The sequence below is a fragment of the Candidatus Buchananbacteria bacterium genome (assembly GCA_013359225.1).
Taxonomy (GTDB): Bacteria; Patescibacteriota; Patescibacteriia; order Buchananbacterales; family UBA6539; genus JABWCG01.
In genome coordinates, this window is record JABWCG010000002.1 from 38,555 (window position 1) to 57,242 (window position 18,688).

Here is an 18,688-nt window from a genome sequence, read left to right on the forward strand (position 1 = left end):
ATGTCATTGGGAGATTAAAGTCAGCTTTTAATGGTTTAAACCATTTTTTTATTCCAAATTATTCTCGTTAAAACAATGTTGCGAGAACTCTTTTAGGGTTTAGCATTGACAATAACAAATTTTTATGTTAGTATTGAACGTTAACTGATTGGCAGTTAACTCTCACGCACGTGGGAATATCCAGTAGCTCGGATGAGCTCAAAGAACGGAGGTTCAGGATATGACTCTTCAAGGAATGAGACGGATGTTGAGAGATTTTCCTTGGCTGTGGTCATTGGGAAGTAGTTGGGACTACCGAAAGGTGGAGATGACTGTTTTCTCTCACTGGGAGGATGTTCATCTGTTGTTTCACAAAGCAGTCTTCGAGCTAACCAGGAGCGTTAAGGTGTTTATTCAGGTTACAACTTCTGACAGCGTTGAACGGTTAATCCCTATAAAGGACGATGAACCGCCCCGCTGGCCTGAATGTGAAGCCAGAAACTATCAGCGTGCAATACTAGACGCAGCACCCCAAGATTCCCAAATCAACTACCTGGTTATCGTTCGCACCTCACGTCATAAGGGGATTAGAACTTTCGAAATTTGGCGGCCACCGTCTGGCTACCATTGCTTTCGAGAATATGCCGAGAAAGAACCCTACTGACATAACCGAGGCTTAGCCCACCTCCAGAAACGGGCTTCTTTTTTATTATAAATCATCATTATCTACGAATATTAGTAGGTGCTAATCTTTGATTTGCAATTTTGCTTTGATTTTGTTAAGATTGTTTTCCGCATGTTAGTTTTTGTGTCATAATATAAATATGGGCAAAAAAACCGTTACTTTGGCATTAATTACGGAGGTGGCAGCGTTTAATGTTTTTGTTTTGCCATTATCAATCTCTTATTTAAAAGAACCGTATACAGGAGGTTTTTTATCGCGTATTTATATCGTGTCCTTGGCAACCATTGTAGGCATCGGGGCTATATATAAGTACTTCGGTCCATGGTTAGAGGAATATCACAAGAATAATTTTTTTACGAAACTTATGAAAATTAATTTTAATCCCAAAGAAATTATGGGGTTAAAAAATAACGATTGTATTCATTATATAAAAATTTTTGCGGCTTTAAATTTATTTGTTTTCCCAGTTCTTAATTTATTCAAGGTAATAATAATAAAGATTGACGATTTACTGTCGGCTTTATTAATTAATAATAAATATTATGCCAGACGAGGTAAAGAAAACTAAAGATGGAATTATTGCTATTCTAGGACTTACCATCACTATTATTGGTGTTCTTTATATTATTTTTTCGAAACAGCCAGCGTTTGAACCGAATATAACTGTAAATACCAATGAGGACATTGCAGTCACACCAGACATTGATAAACCTCAGCCGCCAGACTTGGGTGGCGGTGAGACATTATTGACTACTGGTAATTTATTAGAGTCTAGGGGTGATTATATTCCTTCTCCAGAAGTTTACACTTCAAATTATGATAAAGAGTCTATTAAGTTAGCATTGAATGGCAAATTTAAAGTCGCTCAACTTGAGGTGGAAGGTCAGGTGTTAGGTGAAGGAAGACATTTTATTTCTTTTAGTTTTGATAATATCAGTGGCGTGCTGAATGCAGTTAGGAAAGATGAAAATCAATTGGATTTAGCGGAAACAAAAAAAATAGGAGGAATATTTGTGAAAGATGTTCCGATAAAATTCGTGGTGGATTTAAAAAACCGCATCACTCTAGCAACCACGAAAGAAGAATTTGAAAAAGACAGGAACCCAACAAGAGATGTTATTCTATGGGACCAAATCAAATTGCAACCCCCAACGGTAGTTCGATTTTTATTCGCCCCATTTAATGAATACGGCCAGTATGGTGGTGTCAAAATAACAAGTATAAAATTTAACTATTTATGTGAAGATAACAGTGAATGTAGTGCTAAGTATTGCGGCATATCTGAAAAATATACTCAGTGTTTACAAGAGAGCTTTGGACATGAAGCAGCTGTTGATTGGTGCCAAAGGGCAGCGCTTAAGGAATGCGAAAATTTTCAGTAGTTCAATATAGTACGAGAAAGGCTTAATCTTAAATTATGCTAATGCTCCCTTGGTTTTCAGGGAGCATTTAATTAAGTGTTTTCATCTAGGTGTTGTGAGCATAATGAAAGCTGTTTTATGAAAATTAATAAACATGAATTTAAAATTTTCACCATTAACTTATTTTCGTAGCCTGAAGAGTGATAGGCCTGCTGGGTTGATTAACCTGATTAAAGGTTATTCAACTTATTTGGAAAACAATAAAATAAACCAGAGAACATTAATTAATTATATAGGTTCTTTAAAAAAATTTTATCAGTTTATTGGTGATATTGAGGTGAAAAAAATTTCTGATGAAATGATTAATAAGGAGTTTATTAGCCATTTAAGAGAGTTGCAGGGTTTGTCGCTATCTACCGCAATGATGACACTTCAACACTTGAGGTATTTTTTTCAATATTTAGAAAATATTAATATCGAATCACTGAACTCCGATAAAATTATTGATAAAAAAATAAATAACACTATTCTTAAGGAACACCGTACATCTTATCATCGTGACTTCTTAGAAGATGAGGAGCTTGAAGCGTTATTAAATTATTGGAGAAACTCTGAACATGGGGTTAATCCTAGGATGATGAGAAATCAATTGATAATACAAATTTTAGCTGATACTGGCATGACCGTGCATGAAATGACACTACTTTTTAGAGATAACGTTGACCTTAAGAAGGGGACAATCAATATTCAGTATAAAAATAGTAAATATTATTATAAGAATCGAGAACTTGATTTGCCACGAGCGACGCTAGGATTGTTAGAAAAATATTTTGATTTGCGGAAAGACAGGTGTCAATGCTTAGTAGTTGCTTTTAAGCCACAAAACGAATTTATCGTTGAGGCCTGGCCGCTAACCGAGAGGAGTATTCAGAGGATTGTAGTTGATACGTTAAAAAACGTTGGCATTAATAAGAAAATTACTCCATCAGTATTCAGGAATACAAAATTTTTAGATTTGTATAAACGTGAGGTTAGAGTAAGCGAAATTAAGCGGTTGATGGGGATTAATCCTTCGTCAACTAGTTATTTTAGGTATATAAGAAATTATAAACATAAAAATTATAGGTACAATCTACCTTTTAAAGAAAGTAATGATTGACTGTTAATTGTGTTAACACTTTTTAAGAATGTTTATGCCATTTGTGGATAAGTTTACTTTTTATCTTATTTTAGCTGAGAAAAAAACAAATTATTTTTTTAAAATGTTATAATCTAATATATAATAATATAGGCTGAAATCTTGACGCTTTTTTAATATCGGTTAGAATAATATTGTTCCTACTTAGCCTAAAATATTGATTTAATCTCGGTGCCGTGAAGTGCTAAGTTGCCCGAGACGACCTTCTCAGTTTTTCTGGGTGGGTTGTCTCGGGCTTTTTGTATACCGTGGAGAGTCAAAAGCTGTTGATTCATCTCCACGGGTCGACAGCTTTTAACTATGCTTTCCGAAATCGCAATAAAGGAATTTGTAGCAATTTACTACAAGAGATATGGTGTAACTTTAACCCAAGAACAGGCTAGAGAAGCAGCTTTTAAGTTGTTGAATATGTTTCAGGTAATCTACAGGCCGATTGGAAAAGATGGTGTTAAGTTAGTTAACACCAAAGAAAGCGATGGTTCATCATAAAAATTATAGCTGGGCAGTCTTTCCCTTGGTTTGCTGGATAAACATTAACCAAGCAAAAGCTTACTGGGTGATAAAGGCATCCAGGAAATAATGTGGCCAGAGACTAAGTCCGTGGGTAGCCTGGTGACTTGCCCCACGGCATTTCCTCTGTCCATATTGCTAATTAAATCAGCTATGATAATCAATCAATCATGTCTTTCCTTAATTAGGAAAGGGAAGTCACCTAATTTAAGGTATTGATAAAAGTAATAATGTTATGAATCTTGATTTTCATGCGAGTGAAACTGGGAAGCAGTATGGTAAAAGTACGACCAAACTTTTTCAGGTAAAATTAAAACCAGAGGAGTATGACATGATTGATAGTTTTATCAAGGAACAAGGCATAACAAAGCGTAATTATATGGTTCGTTCGTTTGCCGTCGTGAAGAAAATAATTAAGCAAAAGTTCATTAAGCAGGCCAGCCAACAATTTGCTGATTATGGTAATAAATATTTGAAAAAGAAGGGACGATAATAACTTTAAAAACTTTAAGGTAATGAGTGACGTTTCAAATGAAAATTTTAAGATGTCATCAGGTGGCCGACCGACTACGGATGAAAGCGAAGAGCATTTTGCCAGAGCTTTAATTTTGTACCTGCATGGGTTGAGGAGTGGGAGCGAGATAGGAAGGCGGTTACACATAAGCCCACAGGCTGGTTGTAACTTGTTGAAGAAAGTGCGTGAACACCTTAATGAACAACTTCTTGCCAAGGAGAAAACAGCAGCAGATTTTGAATTTCAGAGGGTTCAGGCGATTGAAATGGCAAATGACTTACTGTGTGAGGCGTGGAATATTTTTTCTTTAGGTAGTTTATCGGTCAGGATTCAGGCATTAAATATTATTCTGTCAGTACAAAAATATATTGCCGAGTTGTCTGGTGCAATGGTTGGTGTTGCTACCAGGAACATCATCGCTCAGAAATATGGCGAAGACTGGGTTAAGGAGTTGGTCTCTCGTAACAAGTATGCAGGCATGAGCACGGCAGAGTTACAAAGTCGACTTGATTACCTCCATCAGGAAATTGAAAAACAAGAACAAGAAAAGTTGAAGAAGTAGTTCGGTTAGGATGCTGAGAGAGGTAAATTTAAGGTTGATTTTTTAAGCAATTATGACTAATATGGAGTTATAACTAAATATGCGCGCTAACACATTATGAAGCCCTCATCAGGCTGTGTTAGCGCGCAGACAGACTTCGGTCTGTTAAAACTGGTGAGGGCCTTATAGTCCCTCCATATTAGGGGAATTTTATGAAAAAATGCCAATTTTGCGCCGAGGAAATCCAGGACGAGGCAATCGTCTGCAAACATTGCGGCAAGGAACTTAAAAAGAACACTACGCCATCGGCAAAAAAGAAATCAAGCCTTGGTTCTTGGAAAAGCTGGGCATTTATCGTCGGTTCAATTTTTATCATAGCTATATTTATTAACCAAGGAATCGAAAAGAATACGGATGAAATTGCGAACGGTAAGTATCAGAACACTGGCCAGAATCAGCAACCAAAAATGGTTCGTGAAACTGGTGCAGAAGCATTCCTTAGGCTTCCTGACAACCCAGACCCTAACCAGGCAATAATGTTGACCAAAAATAAGGAAGATTACAGTCAGGTTTTTAAGGCTCTTGATGCTCAAGATTATTTAGGCTTGCTTGAAATTCCAGGGGCGTTCGCTGTACACAACGGTTCACGGGCTAAAGTTATTGAAACTTCCGTCACTATGGTTAAGGTCAGAATTATGGCAGGGGTATTGGATGTTGATAATGATAAAGTTGGCATGGCTGGCTGGCTTCCGACTGAATGGGTAGTCGACCGATAAATATTTTTTATAGGAAAGTGATGGCAGACGATAGTCGAGCAATAAAATATTTCATCTATGCGCGCAAGTCTACGGAATCGGAGGACAGGCAAGTCTTGTCGTTAGCTTCACAAATTGATGCCTTAGAGGAAATTGCAAAGAGGGATGGGTTGCATGTCGTTGGCAAGATGTCTGAATCAAAATCAGCTAAGCAACCTGGTCGTGAAGTTTATGGCGACATGATAAACAAGATTAAGCAGGATAAAGCCCAGGGTATCCTCTGTTGGAAATTGGATAGGCTTGCAAGAAACCCGATTGACGGCGGTGAAATAGCTTGGCTTATACAGCAGGGAATAATTAAGCATATAAAAACACCCAGTAAGGATTATTTCCCAACCGACAATGTCATGTTGATGAGCGTCGAGTTCGGCATGGCCAACCAATTCATCATTGATTTGAAAGCAAATACCAAACGCGGGCTGATGGCGAAAGTTAAAAGTGGTTGGTGTCCCTGCGTTTCGAAGCCTGGCTATATGGGTGATAGGTTTAGTTCGAAAGGCGAAAAGAAAATCATGTCTGACCCTGAACGTTTCCCGTTATTGGAGAAAGCTTTCGATTTGATGCTGTCAGGGACATGTAGCCCGCCACAAATTTTAGAAAAACTGAATAACGAATGGGGCTACAGGACACCAATCAAGAAACGGGTGGGCGGTAAACCGTTGAGCAAGAGTTCGATTTATCGGATTTTAACTGACCCGTTTTATTATGGAAAATTTGAATATCCAATGGGCAGCGGCAATTGGTACGACGGCAAGCACGAGACGATGATTACTGAAGGGGAATATTGGAGAATCCAGGAGTTGCTTGGCCGTAAAGGTAAGCCACGGCCAAAGAAGCACAAGTTCGCTTTTACGGGGCAGATTAGGTGCGGAGAGTGCGGTTCGATGATTACCGCTGAGGAGAAATTCAAGATTAATAAGGGCAACGGCCTTATCCACCACTACACTTATTACCGTTGCACTAAAAAGAAATTGAGTAGTTGTTCGCAAAAAACCATTTCAGTACATGAGTTGGAGAAACAAATTGACGAACATTTGCAGCGAGTATCAATACCAGAAGATTTTAAGGATTGGGCGGTCAAATGGCTGAAGGAAATCAACGGTAAGGAAATTGAGGATAGGACGGTGGTTTACAAGTCCCAGCAAGCCGCTTACAACGACGCACAGCGGCAGCTTGATAACTTGACCCAAATGAGGTTGAGGGAATTGTTAACTGACGAGGAATATCTCCAACAGAAAGACAAGCTCTTAAAGCAACGCGAACGGTTTGCCGAACGCTTGCGCGATACGGAGCAACGTGCCGACAGTTGGTGCGACCAAGTCGAGAAAACGTTTGAGTTCTCTTGCCACGCCCGTCATTGGTTTATGAATGGTGACTTAATTGCGAAGAAAGCTATCCTGGCTTCGTTAGGTTCGGACTTCACCCTCAAGGACAGGAAATTAAACATAAATTTGCAGAAACCTTTTGAAATAATGGAAAAAGGTTTTGCTGACATGCGACTTAAGCAGGTTTGGTTAGAACCTGCAACAATAGGCTTATTTGACAAAAAAAACACCTCCCCTGCGCGGGGAGATGTCTTCTGGGGTGGCATACGGGAATCGAACCCGTAATGCGAGTGCCACAAACTCGCGTGATAACCGTTTCACCAATGCCACCATGTTGATTGTTAATCCGCCCCCAGTAGGAATCGAACCTACATCTTAGGCTCCGGAAGCCCACATTCTATCCGTTGAACTATAGGGGCTCAATTACGTTTACTTGAAGCGAAGATTGGCGTCCCAGGAAGGACTCGAACCTTCAACCTACAGCTTAGAAGGCTGTTGCTCTATCCGGTTGAGCTACTGGGACTCGAGACTAGAACAAAATGAGTCTAGCAAAAAAATGACTGAAAGTCAATCGTCTATTTTTTCTTTTTTCGCTGGTGGAACGATTTGTACACCTCTTTAAGCTGTTGATTAGTGATATGAGTGTAAATTTGGGTGGTGGTGATTGATGAGTGTCCGAGCATTGCCTGGACCGACCGAATATCGGCGCCATTGATTAGCAAGTCAGTGGCAAAACTGTGGCGCATCGTGTGTGGCGTGACGTTTTTAGTGATGCCGGCCGCCTTGGAATATTTTTTAATCAGGCGTTGAATGCTTCGGGGAGTTAAATTTTCTGGCTGCTCTTTGCCTTTAGCCCGGTCATGTCGGACAAACAAGCTGTCGGCCAAATCTTTGCGGGCGTCTAGGTATTGTTTGAGCCAGTATTTGGTTTGGTTTGAAAGAAACACTACTCGTAGCTTGAGGCCTTTACCGCGGATGGTAAATTCATCTTTTTGTAAGTTGATTTGATCGCGTTTTAGTTTAGCCATTTCGGAAACCCGCAAGCCAGTTGAAAAAAGCATTTCCAAAATTGCTTTGTCGCGAAGCTGGATAATTTTTGCTTCAGTCGTTTTGAGCGGCGCCTCCAATAGTCGTTCTAGGTCGTCGCCTTCCAGAAAGTCAACCTGACGCTCTGGCATTTTAGCCAGTTCAATTTTTTCCGGTGCCAGTGAGGCGATATCGCGCTTGGCAAGGTATTTCAAAAATGACCGCAGCGCGATTAAATGATAATTCTGAGTTGATTTTTTTAGATTTTCGCCGTAGTGATCAACTTCGCGATTTAGCCAGAGCCGGTAGCGGCGAATTAGCTCTATGTCAATTTGAGCAGGGGATTTAATCTTGGCCCAATCGACAAAGCGCCGGAGGTAGAAATCATAATTTCGAACCGTGTTGATACTACGGCCTTTCTCGATTTCTAAGTATTCTAAAAATTCTTGGATCAGTTTAAGCATGGTTATATTTTACGACACTTCATCAGTTTTGCCAATGATTACAGGCTGTCGGTTGACAATGGTCAATAATTATGATATTGTTGAGGTGATTTATAACTAATTGACGCTATCTCGGTTTTGCCAAAATTTTGACAAAACTTGGATATATCGTCACCGAAAGGGCCAAGCTAATGTTAGATAAAAGAAAAAAAGAGCGGATCATTGCTAAGTATAAAACCCATGACAGTGATACCGGTTCTTCACAGGTGCAAATCGCTATTTTGACTGAAGAGATCAAAGAGCTGACCAAGCACTTAAAAGATCACAAAAAAGATTTTTCCTCACGCAGAGGATTGTTAAAGAAAGTGGCTGAAAGACGGCGACTTTTGAATTATTTACGGCGCGAAGATCAGGCTGCACATGAGCAGATCGTTAAAGATTTGAAACTTAAAGTGGTTAAAATTGAAGAAGAAGAGCAGAAAGCGGCGTTGGCAGAGGAAGATTTTGGCGACACCGTTGAGGCCGAAGAAGCTGAAGCAGAGCCAGAAGTTAAAGAAGAATAAAAATAAAATTAAAACGTATGCTTAAACATCGAGAGCAACGAATTGGTGTATTCGTGGATGTTGCCAATATGTACCATTCAGCAAAAAATTTGTATGGTGCTAAAGTTAATTTTCAGGAAGTGTTAAGAACGGCGATTGCCGACCGCAAATTAATTCGCGCGATTGCATATGTGATTCGTTCAGAGTCCGAAGAAGAGCGCGGATTTTTTGGTGCTCTTGATAATCAGGGGTTTGAAGTGAAAGCCAAGGATTTGCAGGTGTTTGCCGGTGGTGCTAAAAAAGCTGACTGGGATGTCGGTATTGCAATGGATTGTATTAAGATGGCTAGTAAGCTTGACAGTGTTATTCTGGTTTCCGGCGACGGTGACTATGTGCCATTGGTGACTTATTTGCAGGAAAATAAAGGTTGCCAGGTTGAAGTATTAGCCTTTGGCAAAACCACCTCGGCCAGATTGATTGAGGCCGTTGATGATTTTATTGATCTGGGCAAAGATCCAAAGAAATTTTTAATCCACGGTCCAGTACAAAATAAAAGCAAACTGATAAGCAATATTAAAAAGCTGACTCAGAAACGATAATTAAAATTAAGTACGGCTGATAGAAAATATTTTTAGCGTTGTTAGTAGACACCTTTCACTTTTCAAAAAAGTGGCAGATGTATACTAGTGACGTGAAGCACATTTATATCAGCCGGGAAAGGAATTTTTTATGACAAAAAATACTTTCAAGACTGATTTAGCAGGTAAAGAGCTAATCATCGAAACCGGTGAGTTGGCGAAACAAGCTAACGGTTCTTGTACGGTACGCTACGGCGATACCGTTGTTTTGGCTACTGCGGTGATGGGCGGTATTCGTGAGGGAGTTGATTTTTTCCCGTTGTCTGTTGATTACGAAGAGCGGTTGTATGCCGCCGGAAAAATTAAGGGCAGTCGCTGGATTAAGCGCGAAGGACGTCCGACTGACGAGGCTATTTTGACATCTCGGCTGGTTGACCGCTGTGTCCGGCCGCTGTTTCCTAAAGAAATCAAAAATGAAATTCAAGTCATTTTAACTGTACTGTCTTTTGATAACGAAAACGATTCAGATGTCGTTGGGTTGATTGCTGCCTCGGCAGCGTTGGCTATTTCCAACATTCCATGGGATGGTCCGTTGGCTGGTGTTCGTATTGCTCGCATTGACGGTCAATGGGTTGTTAATCCTTCCTTTGAAGCCCGGGAAAAAGCTGAATTGCAATTAGTGGTTGCTGGAATGAATAATAAAGTTTTAATGATTGAAGCGGAAGGTTTGGAGGCGTCAGAAGATTTGGTTTATGAAGGTATTGAACTTTCAATGAAACATATTAACCCGTTAATTGATGCTATTAATGAATTAGTTAAAAAAGTCGGCGTCGCCAAAGTAGCAATTCAAAACCCTGCCGGCGAGGCCGATGAAGAAACTCCTGAAGCTCATAAAGAGCTGTTGGAAAAGGCGCAATCCTGGATTGCTCAAAATACTCCGAAAGTGTTGTTTGACACCAAACTGCCGACCAAAGCTGAACGGAAAGCAGCGCTTGGCAAATTAAAGGAAGAGCTGATGGCATATTTAGAAAGTGAAAACATCGGCAAAGATCGCCGTAAGAAGGCATCTCCATTATTTGATCAGTATGTTGACAAAGAAATTGGCCGCGCCATTTTGGAAGAAGATAAGCGTGTTGACGGTCGCAAGCTGACGGAGATTCGTTCACTTAGTGCTGGTGTTGGATTATTGCCGCGCACGCACGGTTCGGCTCTATTTAACCGTGGTGAAACGCAGATTCTTTCAATTGTCACGCTTGGCGCGCCTGGTGATGAGCAGTTTTTGGACGGTTTGGAAGAAAGCGGCCGCAAGCGCTTTATGCATCATTATAATTTTCCTCCGTATTCAGTTGGTGAAACCGGCCGTCTCGGCTCTCCGGGTCGGCGTGAAATTGGTCACGGCGCTTTGGCCGAAAAAGCTTTGCGACCGATGATGCCTGATAAAGAGGTTTTCCCGTATACTATTCGCGTTGTTTCAGAAGTTTTGGGCTCAAACGGATCATCGTCAATGGGCTCAACTTGTGGTTCTAGTTTGGCATTAATGGATGCTGGGGTACCAATTAAAAAGCCGGTAGCCGGCATTGCGATGGGTGTTGCTTCTGACGAAGAGGCTGGTAAGTTTAAGGTATTGACCGATTTGCAGGATTTGGAAGACGGCGTGGGCGGTATGGACTTTAAGATTGCCGGTACTGCCGACGGCATTACTGCTATTCAGCTTGATACGAAAACTAAAGGTTTACCGCTTGAAGTTGTAAAACAAACTCTTACCCAAGGCTTAAAAGCACGCTTGGAAATCTTGCAGGTAATGAATAAGGCCATTAGTGAACCGCGAACAGAGCTGTCAAAATATGCACCGCGCATTATCAGTTTCAAGATTGATCCGGAAAAGATCCGCGAAGTCATTGGTCCGGGCGGTAAGGTGATTAATAAGATTATTGAAGAAACTGGTGTTCAAATTGATATTGAACAGGATGGTACCGTGATGGTAACGGCCATTGCTGGATCGGATTCGGACAAAGCGGTTGAATGGATTAAGAATATTGTTAAAGAGGTTGAGGTTGGTGAAATTTACACCGGTAAAGTTTCACGCATTCTTGATTTTGGCGCCCTGGTTGACATCTTGCCTGGTCAGGATGGCATGGTGCACATTTCTGAAATTGCGCACTACCGTGTTGGCAAGGTTAGCGATGAGTTAAAGATTGGTGATGAGGTAAAAGTAAAAGTCATTGGCATTGATGAAAAGGGGAGAGTTAACCTTTCAATTAAAGCTTTGAAAGAGCGGCCCGAAGGACAAGAAGATACTCATCAGTCTCGCGATCACAAAAAACCGTTTCGCAAAAGATTTTAAGTAAAATCAAAACGTCATGACAGACCCCTTCACTGATTATTCAGCCCCGCTTTCAGTGAACGAACATCGTTCACAAAAAAAGCATTGGTCTTGGTTGATTGGTGGAGGGGTTTTGTGTTTGGTTTTAGTGAGTTGCTTTTTCTGGTGGTGGTTAAAAAAAATAACTGTTGATCCATTTATAACATTGGCACCCATCGATTCAGTTTTTTATTTAACGGCTCGTGATTCTGTGATGCCGTGGGGAGCCGGCATCACAGACATTCCAATCATTTCACTATTTTCTGATTTTAATTTGTTGGTTGATAAGTCAACAAGGGTATCGTATGTCTTAGTACCTAATTCATCAAATGGACTTGAACCAGTTTATTTTTTTCAGATTAATCATCTTACTGATTTAGAAAATGTCATTTCACAATTTCCGCATCATTATCAAGGCGACAATTATATAGTAATTGCCAAAAATCAGGAAACGCTTGATAAGATTCTTGAGGTGCAAAAAGCTAAAACCTTTTCTGCTTCAGTGGTAATTGAAAATCAATTTTCAAATCAGCAAGTTAGCTTTGTTTTGAGTAGCCATAATTTGAAACAGTATCTTAGTGCATATCCAGAATTACAGTATCGATTATTAGCAAAGTTAATCACAAAAGACATTGTCGGAGTTTTGAACCAAAAAAGTGATCAGTGGATTTTTGAAATTAAAAACAATATTGGCGGAACTTCAACTACGCCGATTATAACTTCTTTGCCCCAAGACTTTAAGGTATTTTTTTCTGGGGTAAATCTTTTTGCGGTTTTTCAAAACTGGGGTGAGGCCGATTTGGGTATTGACGCTGCGTTTAAGCAGGTTGTGAATGGCTTGCTATCAGTTTATGATTTTGATGTGACTAGTTTGGTGACAAATATCATTAACCGTCCGGCAGATATTATTTTGTTTGATGCCGGCAGTAGCAACGTTTTTGGTTTTGATTTTATGATGGTGTTTGATTTAGTACCTGAAGCTGAATTGGCCGGGCTAGAAAAACTAGTTACAATTATTTTGGCTCAAAAATTTCCGCAAGAAGTCGTTCGAGTGTTGCCTGATCAGTCGGTTGTGACCGAATTAAAGGCTGAACCCGAATATTGGCAATGGCAAACTGAAGAAATCTCAACTAGTAGTGTTATCCATTACGTATCTGAACCAAGAGTTGATTTTAATTTTGCATACGCCGCGGTTGATGGTAAGGTTTTTGTTTCTAATTCGCCCGACCGCTTAAAACAATTTATAAGCGGGCAACTATTGCCGCTTTCGGAACTGACAAATTGCGGAGTTGGTACTCATCAGGGTGGTTTGGCAGTTATTAATCGGGGTCAGAAATTGTTTGATTACACGCTTGATCAGTATGTAGTGATGAACCAGTTAAATAGTCAGACAACAGTTGGCTGTTTTAGTTATTAACAGTGGGGTGTGGATAAAATGTTAATAACAAAAAGTTAAATAAACAATATTATTTTTGGTTTGTAAAGGAAAGAATATTGCTAATTTAAAGCAATATTTTTATTTTTAGTCAAAAAAGATTGACAAAGTGGTTTATCCGTGATATACTAATTATGTAAGTTGATTCAAGCCGCTATACATTGAAAACTTTAAAAAAGTTTCCCCAAAAAAGTATTTGGAGAAATTTTTTTCTTCTCTACTACTCTTCAACAAAGGGAGTGTAAATCTGACTACATTCCACAAAAACAAAAAGCAAAAATAGCGGTTGAAAGGACCCAACAAAGAGAGTCCTAACCAAAGAGAGGTAGAGGAGCGCTTCAGTCAGTAGAAGCTATATTACCACTTAGTGGTTGATGCTTGTGCATTCAGTGGATAGAAAATCAGATTAACTTGGTTTTCTGCCCACTGAGTGCTCATGCGACCGCTTAAGTGTTTCTAAGGCGCGGTCGCCATTTAACAATGTTATCATTGGGCGCTCTCCGCGCCTTCTTTTTTTTGTTTGAGAGTCAATATTGACATCATTAGGCGTTGGGCTTATCATTAATATAATAAAATATATGGATTCAAAAACCATTGAGACAATTAAGAATAATCTTGAGGCAGAAAAAAAGCGTTTGGAAATGGCGCTGGGAGATTTTGCGACTAAAGATGAAAGCCTGCCGGGAAACTATCGGTCTGATTTTCCTGAATATGGAAATGATGAAGATGAAAATGCAAATGAGGTTGCAGAGTATAGTGACCGATTAAGTATTGAACACACATTGGAAACGCAGCTTCGTGATGTTAAAAAAGCTCTAGACAGTATTGCTAAGGGTGGATATGGTGTTTGCAAGCACTGTGGTAAACCGATTGAAGAGCAGCGTTTGTTAATCCGCCCGACGTCCACGTCGTGTGTTGAATGTAAAAAGAAATTAAAGGGCGAAGCGTAGATGTTTAAAAAATTATTTCCTTGGCTTGTTGTTGCTTTGATTTTATTTCTGGTTGATCGGTGGTTAAAGTATTGGTTTATCAAAAACCCTTCTGAAATTATCGGTGAGGGTTTTTTTGATGGTGTTAGTTTTAGCTTGGCGAAAAATGCCGGTATCGCGTTTGGTTTTGGCTTTAATCGTGTGGCTTTAATCGTAATAACAATTATTTTGATTCTGATTATGTTTCGATTGTTGATTAAATCGTTTCTGGAACAGGAATTAACGCAAGTTGTTAGTTTCATCTTAATTATTGTAGGCGCGTTTTCTAATTTGTTTGATCGTATGCGGTTTGGGTTTGTGGTTGATTATATTGATGTTGCCTGGTTTACCGTTTTTAATCTTGCTGATGCTGCAATTACCATTGGCGTTGCCGTTCTGGTCATTGTTTCTTTTTTACATGCCAAGGCTGGACAAAACTAAAAAAATTTTTTAAACTGGTGTAAGACAAGTAAATAACCAATCAACATAGCGCACCTAATTATTGAGGTGTGTTTTTATGTCCGCCAAAGTTTATTCCGCCGCTGTTCTCGGTTTGAATTGTGAACTGGTTGAAGTTGAAGCTGATTTAAGCCCGGCGTTGCCCGGTATTTTTGTAGTCGGTTTGCCCGATAAGGCGGTTGATGAATCGCGTGAGCGGGTCAGATCCGCAATTAAAAATTCCAGTTTGTTGATGCCACGCGGTAAAGTGACAATTAATCTCGCTCCGGCTGACTTGAAAAAAGAAGGTCCGTCGTATGATCTGCCGATCGCCGTAAGTATTTTATTGGCGTCAAATCAAATTAAATTGGACGAAGCCCAGCAGAAACTGTTTGTCGGTGAGCTAGCCTTGGACGGCAACTTGCGGCCAATTAACGGAGTTTTGGCGATTTGTCTTTTTGCAAAAAAGCATGCCATTAAAGAGATATATTTACCAGCCGCTAATGTTAAAGAGGCAAGCCTAGTATCGGGGTTGAATTTATATGGTTGTCAGAGTTTGAAACAGTTAGTGAACCATTTTCGTCGAGAGGAAACGATTAAACAGTATATTGCTGGTGCGTCCTCATCTCCGGAGTTACACAATTCATCCTATGATATGGCGTACGTTAAGGGCCAACAACACGTTAAGCGCGCTTTAGAGATTGCGGCTGCTGGCGGCCACAATATTCTTATGAGCGGCCCGCCTGGTTCTGGCAAGACGCTTTTAGCAAAGAGTATGACAACAATTTTGCCGGCGATGACTAAAGATGAAGCCTTAGACGTAACTATGATTTACAGTGTGGCCGGGTTATTGTCACCCGCCACCCCATTGGTGACTATTCGGCCGTTTCGTAGTCCGCATCATACAGCTTCCGGCGTGGCACTGGTGGGCGGCGGCACTTGGCCGCGGCCGGGTGAAATATCATTAGCACATCGCGGAGTGTTGTTTCTGGATGAATTTCCCGAATTCTCACGAAGCGTGTTGGAAAATTTGCGCCAGCCGCTAGAGGATGGCGTGATTTCAGTTTCACGAGCCGCCGGGACACTGCAGTTTCCGGCTCAGTTTATGCTGGTTGCGGCGATGAATCCTTGTCCGTGCGGCTATTTAAATGACCCTGAACATCAGTGTATTTGTTCGCCGTCGCAGATTATCAATTATCAAAAAAAGATTTCCGGCCCGCTGCTTGACCGTATTGATTTGCACGTTGAGGTACCAAAAGTAAAATTTGATAAATTGACTCAAAATGTTTTATCAGAACCTTCTTCGGCGATTCGTCAGCGGGTTGAAGCGGCACGGCGCGTGGCACAACAACGGTTTAAAGATATGGCGATTATTACGAACGCTGAAATGAGTTCACGCCTGGCAAAAGAATTTTGCACGGTTGATGATGAGACGCTAAATTTGTTGCGCCAGGCAGTCGATCAGCTTAGCCTGTCAACCCGATCATATTTTCGGATTCTTAAATTGTCGCGCACTATTGCCGATTTGGCTGGTGAAAAAGATATTAAATTAGAACATGTAGCTGAGGCATTACAATATCGGCCAAAGATTGAATAGATTGACAGAAAATCCATAGTGTATTACATTTTTTGTTACATTGATGTTTTGGTGTTCTTTTTCGCTGCAACCCTGAAAGGATTGGTGCCATGCCTAAGAAAACGGTATGCGAGTGGTTTATCAAGCCGCTTGACGATTTTACCAACGAAGCCATTGCCCGCCTGATGGCTGATCGCTGTGAGTCAGACGTCAGCAGCTTGAATTTTTCCTTGGTGGATAATCAAGGCGAAAGCCATGATGTGTGGAGCGTTGACTATCCTGTGGTGGCAACGTTTCAAAGATCAAAACAACCAGTCCGGTTTAAGGTTTTTACCCGCGAGGGCAGATCCTCTCCGCTCCGGCCGTGGAAGTTTGGCGTTCGTCGTCGGCAGGTGAAGCCAAAAGTCCATAAGAGGGCTGTGTCGTGAGACGCGACGATGTTGCCGTTATGGCTCGTCTTCCCATTCAAGTTTGAATGGGTTTTTCTTTATTTGGGCTTTGGCTAGACTTATTGGGATAAAAGTATTATTATAACAATGCTTTATTAATATTTTGATCATGAAAAATAATTTAAAGATAGCCCTTGGGGGCATTGGCGAAGTGTTTACCAAGCCTTTATATTTGCTATTAGCTGCTGGTATTACTCTGATATTATTTTTAGCCGGGATGTGGTTTAATAATTATGGTCTTCTTGGGCAAATTTTGTTCTCCGGAACCTACGGAGCTACTGCTAAACTGAAAATATTCTTTAGCTCTTTTCAGATTTTATTGACTAATTATGATATTATTGATCAGTTTTTAATTGTTTTACTGTCTTTATTAATAGGAATAAATGTTTCGTTGCAGGCGTATTATTTTAGGAAGCGTGCAACGTTACAAAAAATCGCTGGGGGCAGTTTGCTGGGGGCAGTGCTTGGGTTTTTGGGTGTCGGATGCGCGTCGTGTGGTTCAATTGTTGTTACGTCGTTATTCGGTTTTTCGGCATCAGCCGGCTTTTTGGGGGTGTTGCCCTTTGGTGGGCTGGAGTTTGGGATCGTTGGATTTTTGATTTTACTCATTTCTACGTACTTAATAGCTAAAAAAATCAACTCGCCGTTGATTTGCTGATAAAATCTTATGTTTAAAAAATTTTTATTTATCGTTTCGCTTGTAGTTATTGCAACGCTTGGTATTTTACCAACAATGCTATCCGCTCAAGTTCAACCTGTAGACAAGGTGACCATTGAAGTCTTTGAACGGTTGGAATGTACGCATTGCCAGAACGAAAAAGCATTTTTGACCGATCTAGCTTCGCGCCGCGACGATTTTGTTGTTAATTTTTATGACATCGCCGAAACTCAAAATCGTGATAATTGGGTTAGACTTGCCGAGTTAAAGGGTTTACCGAAAGTAACGCCAATTACCATTATTGGTACTACTGTTATTCAGGGTTTTGACCAGCCTGAAACAACCGGACGCTATTTTGAACAGTTGATTGATGATAATAAGACGAAGCCGCGTCTTACTTTAGAAGAATTTTTAAATCAAGGTGCATCGGGGGAAGTGCAGAAAGCCAATGAGGGGTGCGACGAACACTCGGACACTTGCAGCATCGGCTCTAGTGCCGTGCCTCTTTTTGTGAGCTTGCCGTTTATCGGCCCTATTGATGTTGAAGGTTTTTCGCTCGGCGGCCTCTCGATGGTGTTGGGGTTTGTTGACGGGTTTAATCCATGTGCCATGTGGGTTTTGGTTACTTTTTTGATTGTGCTAGCACAGGTTGGTGATCGCCGTCGGATGTGGCAAGTTGCCGGGCTGTTTATTGTGGCTGAAGCAATCATGTATTATTTGATATTAAATGTTTGGTTTACGGCTTGGGATTTTGTCGGTCTGGACGGTGTTATTACTCCACTCGTTGGTTTGGTTGCGATTGGCGGAGGTATTTTCTTTTTGTATGAATGGCGTAAATCTGACGGAACTTGCAAGGTAACTAACTACGAGCAGCGTTCCAAGACCTCGCGAAAAATCCGTGATTTGGTTTCGCAACCGTTTACTATTTTGACTGTTGTGGGCGTTATTGCTTTGGCATTTTCAGTTAATATTATTGAATTTGCCTGTTCAATTGGCATTCCTCAGGCATATACCAAAATTATTGAGCTTAACAATCCCGGATTTTGGCTGACGCAGTGGTTTATGGGGCTCTACATTTTGTTTTATATGGTTGATGATTTAATTGTTTTTGGTATTGCGTTGTACAGCTTTGAAAAAATTGGACTTACGACTAAATATTCCAAATGGTCTAATCTAGTTGGCGGTATATTGATGATCATGTTGGGGTTGATTTTGATATTTAAGCGCAGCTGGCTGGTTTTTTAGTTAAGCAATCAAAAAAACACCCGGAAATAAACCGGGTGTT

General features: G+C 40.5%; 19 protein-coding genes, 3 tRNA genes and 1 pseudogene. 19 read left to right on the plus strand and 4 right to left on the minus strand.

Annotated features, from left to right (window positions below; translation table 11 throughout):
- Window positions 1–220 precede the first annotated feature (220 nt).
- The 9 genes and pseudogenes from HUU49_03295 (at window position 221) to HUU49_03335 (ending at window position 7,213) form a co-directional block, all read left to right on the plus strand.
- Window positions 221–643 (plus strand): hypothetical protein, encoded by a 423-nt coding sequence (locus tag HUU49_03295; GenBank protein ID NUM25623.1) that lies wholly within the window; start codon window positions 221–223, stop codon window positions 641–643.
- A gap of 160 nt (window positions 644–803) precedes the next feature.
- Window positions 804–1,232: a hypothetical protein gene (locus HUU49_03300; GenBank protein NUM25624.1), complete on the plus strand. Its 429-nt coding sequence runs from the start codon at window positions 804–806 to the stop codon at window positions 1,230–1,232.
- On the plus strand, window positions 1,207–2,046 hold the full coding sequence (locus HUU49_03305; GenBank protein NUM25625.1) for a hypothetical protein: 840 nt from the start codon (window positions 1,207–1,209) through the stop codon (window positions 2,044–2,046). The genes HUU49_03300 and HUU49_03305 overlap by 26 nt, the downstream gene beginning before the upstream one ends.
- 133 nt (window positions 2,047–2,179) lie before the next feature.
- Complete coding sequence (locus HUU49_03310; GenBank protein ID NUM25626.1) at window positions 2,180–3,184, plus strand: site-specific integrase; 1,005 nt, start codon at window positions 2,180–2,182, stop codon at window positions 3,182–3,184.
- 339 nt (window positions 3,185–3,523) lie between these two features.
- Window positions 3,524–3,712 carry a hypothetical protein gene (locus HUU49_03315; GenBank protein NUM25627.1) on the plus strand — a complete coding sequence of 63 codons (189 nt, stop codon included), beginning with the start codon at window positions 3,524–3,526 and terminating at the stop codon, window positions 3,710–3,712.
- Window positions 3,713–3,968: 256 nt separating this feature from the next.
- Window positions 3,969–4,226 (plus strand): hypothetical protein, encoded by a 258-nt coding sequence (locus HUU49_03320; GenBank protein ID NUM25628.1) that lies wholly within the window; start codon window positions 3,969–3,971, stop codon window positions 4,224–4,226.
- Between the two features lie 190 nt (window positions 4,227–4,416).
- Window positions 4,417–4,809: a hypothetical protein gene (locus HUU49_03325; protein NUM25629.1), complete on the plus strand. Its 393-nt coding sequence runs from the start codon at window positions 4,417–4,419 to the stop codon at window positions 4,807–4,809.
- A 191-nt stretch (window positions 4,810–5,000) separates the two neighbouring features.
- A pseudogene (locus HUU49_03330) lies at window positions 5,001–5,075 on the plus strand (zinc ribbon domain-containing protein).
- A 509-nt stretch (window positions 5,076–5,584) separates the two neighbouring features.
- A complete protein-coding gene (locus tag HUU49_03335; GenBank protein NUM25630.1) occupies window positions 5,585–7,213 on the plus strand; it encodes a recombinase family protein in 1,629 nt (542 codons plus the stop codon).
- On the opposite strand, the gene HUU49_03340 is transcribed toward HUU49_03335, so the two are convergent.
- The 4 genes from HUU49_03340 to HUU49_03355 all read right to left on the minus strand — a co-directional run bounded on the left by HUU49_03340 (window position 7,184) and on the right by HUU49_03355 (window position 8,418).
- Window positions 7,184–7,258, minus strand: a tRNA-His gene (locus tag HUU49_03340). The two genes, HUU49_03335 and HUU49_03340, sit on opposite strands and share 30 nt — an antisense overlap.
- A 17-nt stretch (window positions 7,259–7,275) precedes the next feature.
- Window positions 7,276–7,347: transfer RNA gene (locus tag HUU49_03345), tRNA-Arg, on the minus strand.
- 27 nt (window positions 7,348–7,374) lie between these two features.
- Window positions 7,375–7,451: transfer RNA gene (locus HUU49_03350), tRNA-Arg, on the minus strand.
- A gap of 52 nt (window positions 7,452–7,503) precedes the next feature.
- Window positions 7,504–8,418: a tyrosine-type recombinase/integrase gene (locus HUU49_03355; protein ID NUM25631.1), complete on the minus strand. Its 915-nt coding sequence runs from the start codon at window positions 8,416–8,418 to the stop codon at window positions 7,504–7,506.
- Between the two features lie 170 nt (window positions 8,419–8,588).
- On the opposite strand from HUU49_03355, the gene rpsO reads away from it, so the two are divergent.
- From rpsO to HUU49_03405, 10 genes are all read left to right on the plus strand, one after another.
- Complete coding sequence (gene rpsO, locus HUU49_03360; GenBank protein NUM25632.1) at window positions 8,589–8,960, plus strand: 30S ribosomal protein S15; 372 nt, start codon at window positions 8,589–8,591, stop codon at window positions 8,958–8,960.
- Between the two features lie 17 nt (window positions 8,961–8,977).
- Entirely contained in the window at window positions 8,978–9,538 is a 561-nt protein-coding gene (locus HUU49_03365) for an NYN domain-containing protein (GenBank protein NUM25633.1), read from the plus strand.
- Window positions 9,539–9,668: 130 nt separating this feature from the next.
- Window positions 9,669–11,861, plus strand: a complete 2,193-nt coding sequence (locus tag HUU49_03370) for a polyribonucleotide nucleotidyltransferase (protein NUM25634.1) — start codon at window positions 9,669–9,671, stop codon at window positions 11,859–11,861.
- Between the two features lie 16 nt (window positions 11,862–11,877).
- Window positions 11,878–13,296, plus strand: coding sequence for a hypothetical protein (locus tag HUU49_03375; GenBank protein ID NUM25635.1), 1,419 nt, complete (start codon window positions 11,878–11,880; stop codon window positions 13,294–13,296).
- Window positions 13,297–13,892: 596 nt separating this feature from the next.
- Window positions 13,893–14,264, plus strand: coding sequence for a TraR/DksA C4-type zinc finger protein (locus tag HUU49_03380; GenBank protein ID NUM25636.1), 372 nt, complete (start codon window positions 13,893–13,895; stop codon window positions 14,262–14,264).
- A complete protein-coding gene (gene lspA, locus HUU49_03385; protein ID NUM25637.1) occupies window positions 14,265–14,723 on the plus strand; it encodes a signal peptidase II in 459 nt (152 codons plus the stop codon).
- 76 nt (window positions 14,724–14,799) lie between these two features.
- Window positions 14,800–16,317 carry a YifB family Mg chelatase-like AAA ATPase gene (locus tag HUU49_03390; protein NUM25638.1) on the plus strand — a complete coding sequence of 506 codons (1,518 nt, stop codon included), beginning with the start codon at window positions 14,800–14,802 and terminating at the stop codon, window positions 16,315–16,317.
- Window positions 16,318–16,406: 89 nt separating this feature from the next.
- Entirely contained in the window at window positions 16,407–16,724 is a 318-nt protein-coding gene (locus HUU49_03395) for a hypothetical protein (GenBank protein ID NUM25639.1), read from the plus strand.
- Between the two features lie 130 nt (window positions 16,725–16,854).
- The gene (locus tag HUU49_03400; GenBank protein NUM25640.1) at window positions 16,855–17,403 is read left to right on the plus strand and encodes a hypothetical protein; all 549 of its coding nucleotides are present in this window, start codon (window positions 16,855–16,857) and stop codon (window positions 17,401–17,403) included.
- A 9-nt stretch (window positions 17,404–17,412) separates the two neighbouring features.
- The gene (locus HUU49_03405) at window positions 17,413–18,648 is read left to right on the plus strand and encodes a glutaredoxin (GenBank protein ID NUM25641.1); all 1,236 of its coding nucleotides are present in this window, start codon (window positions 17,413–17,415) and stop codon (window positions 18,646–18,648) included.
- Window positions 18,649–18,688 lie beyond the last annotated feature (40 nt).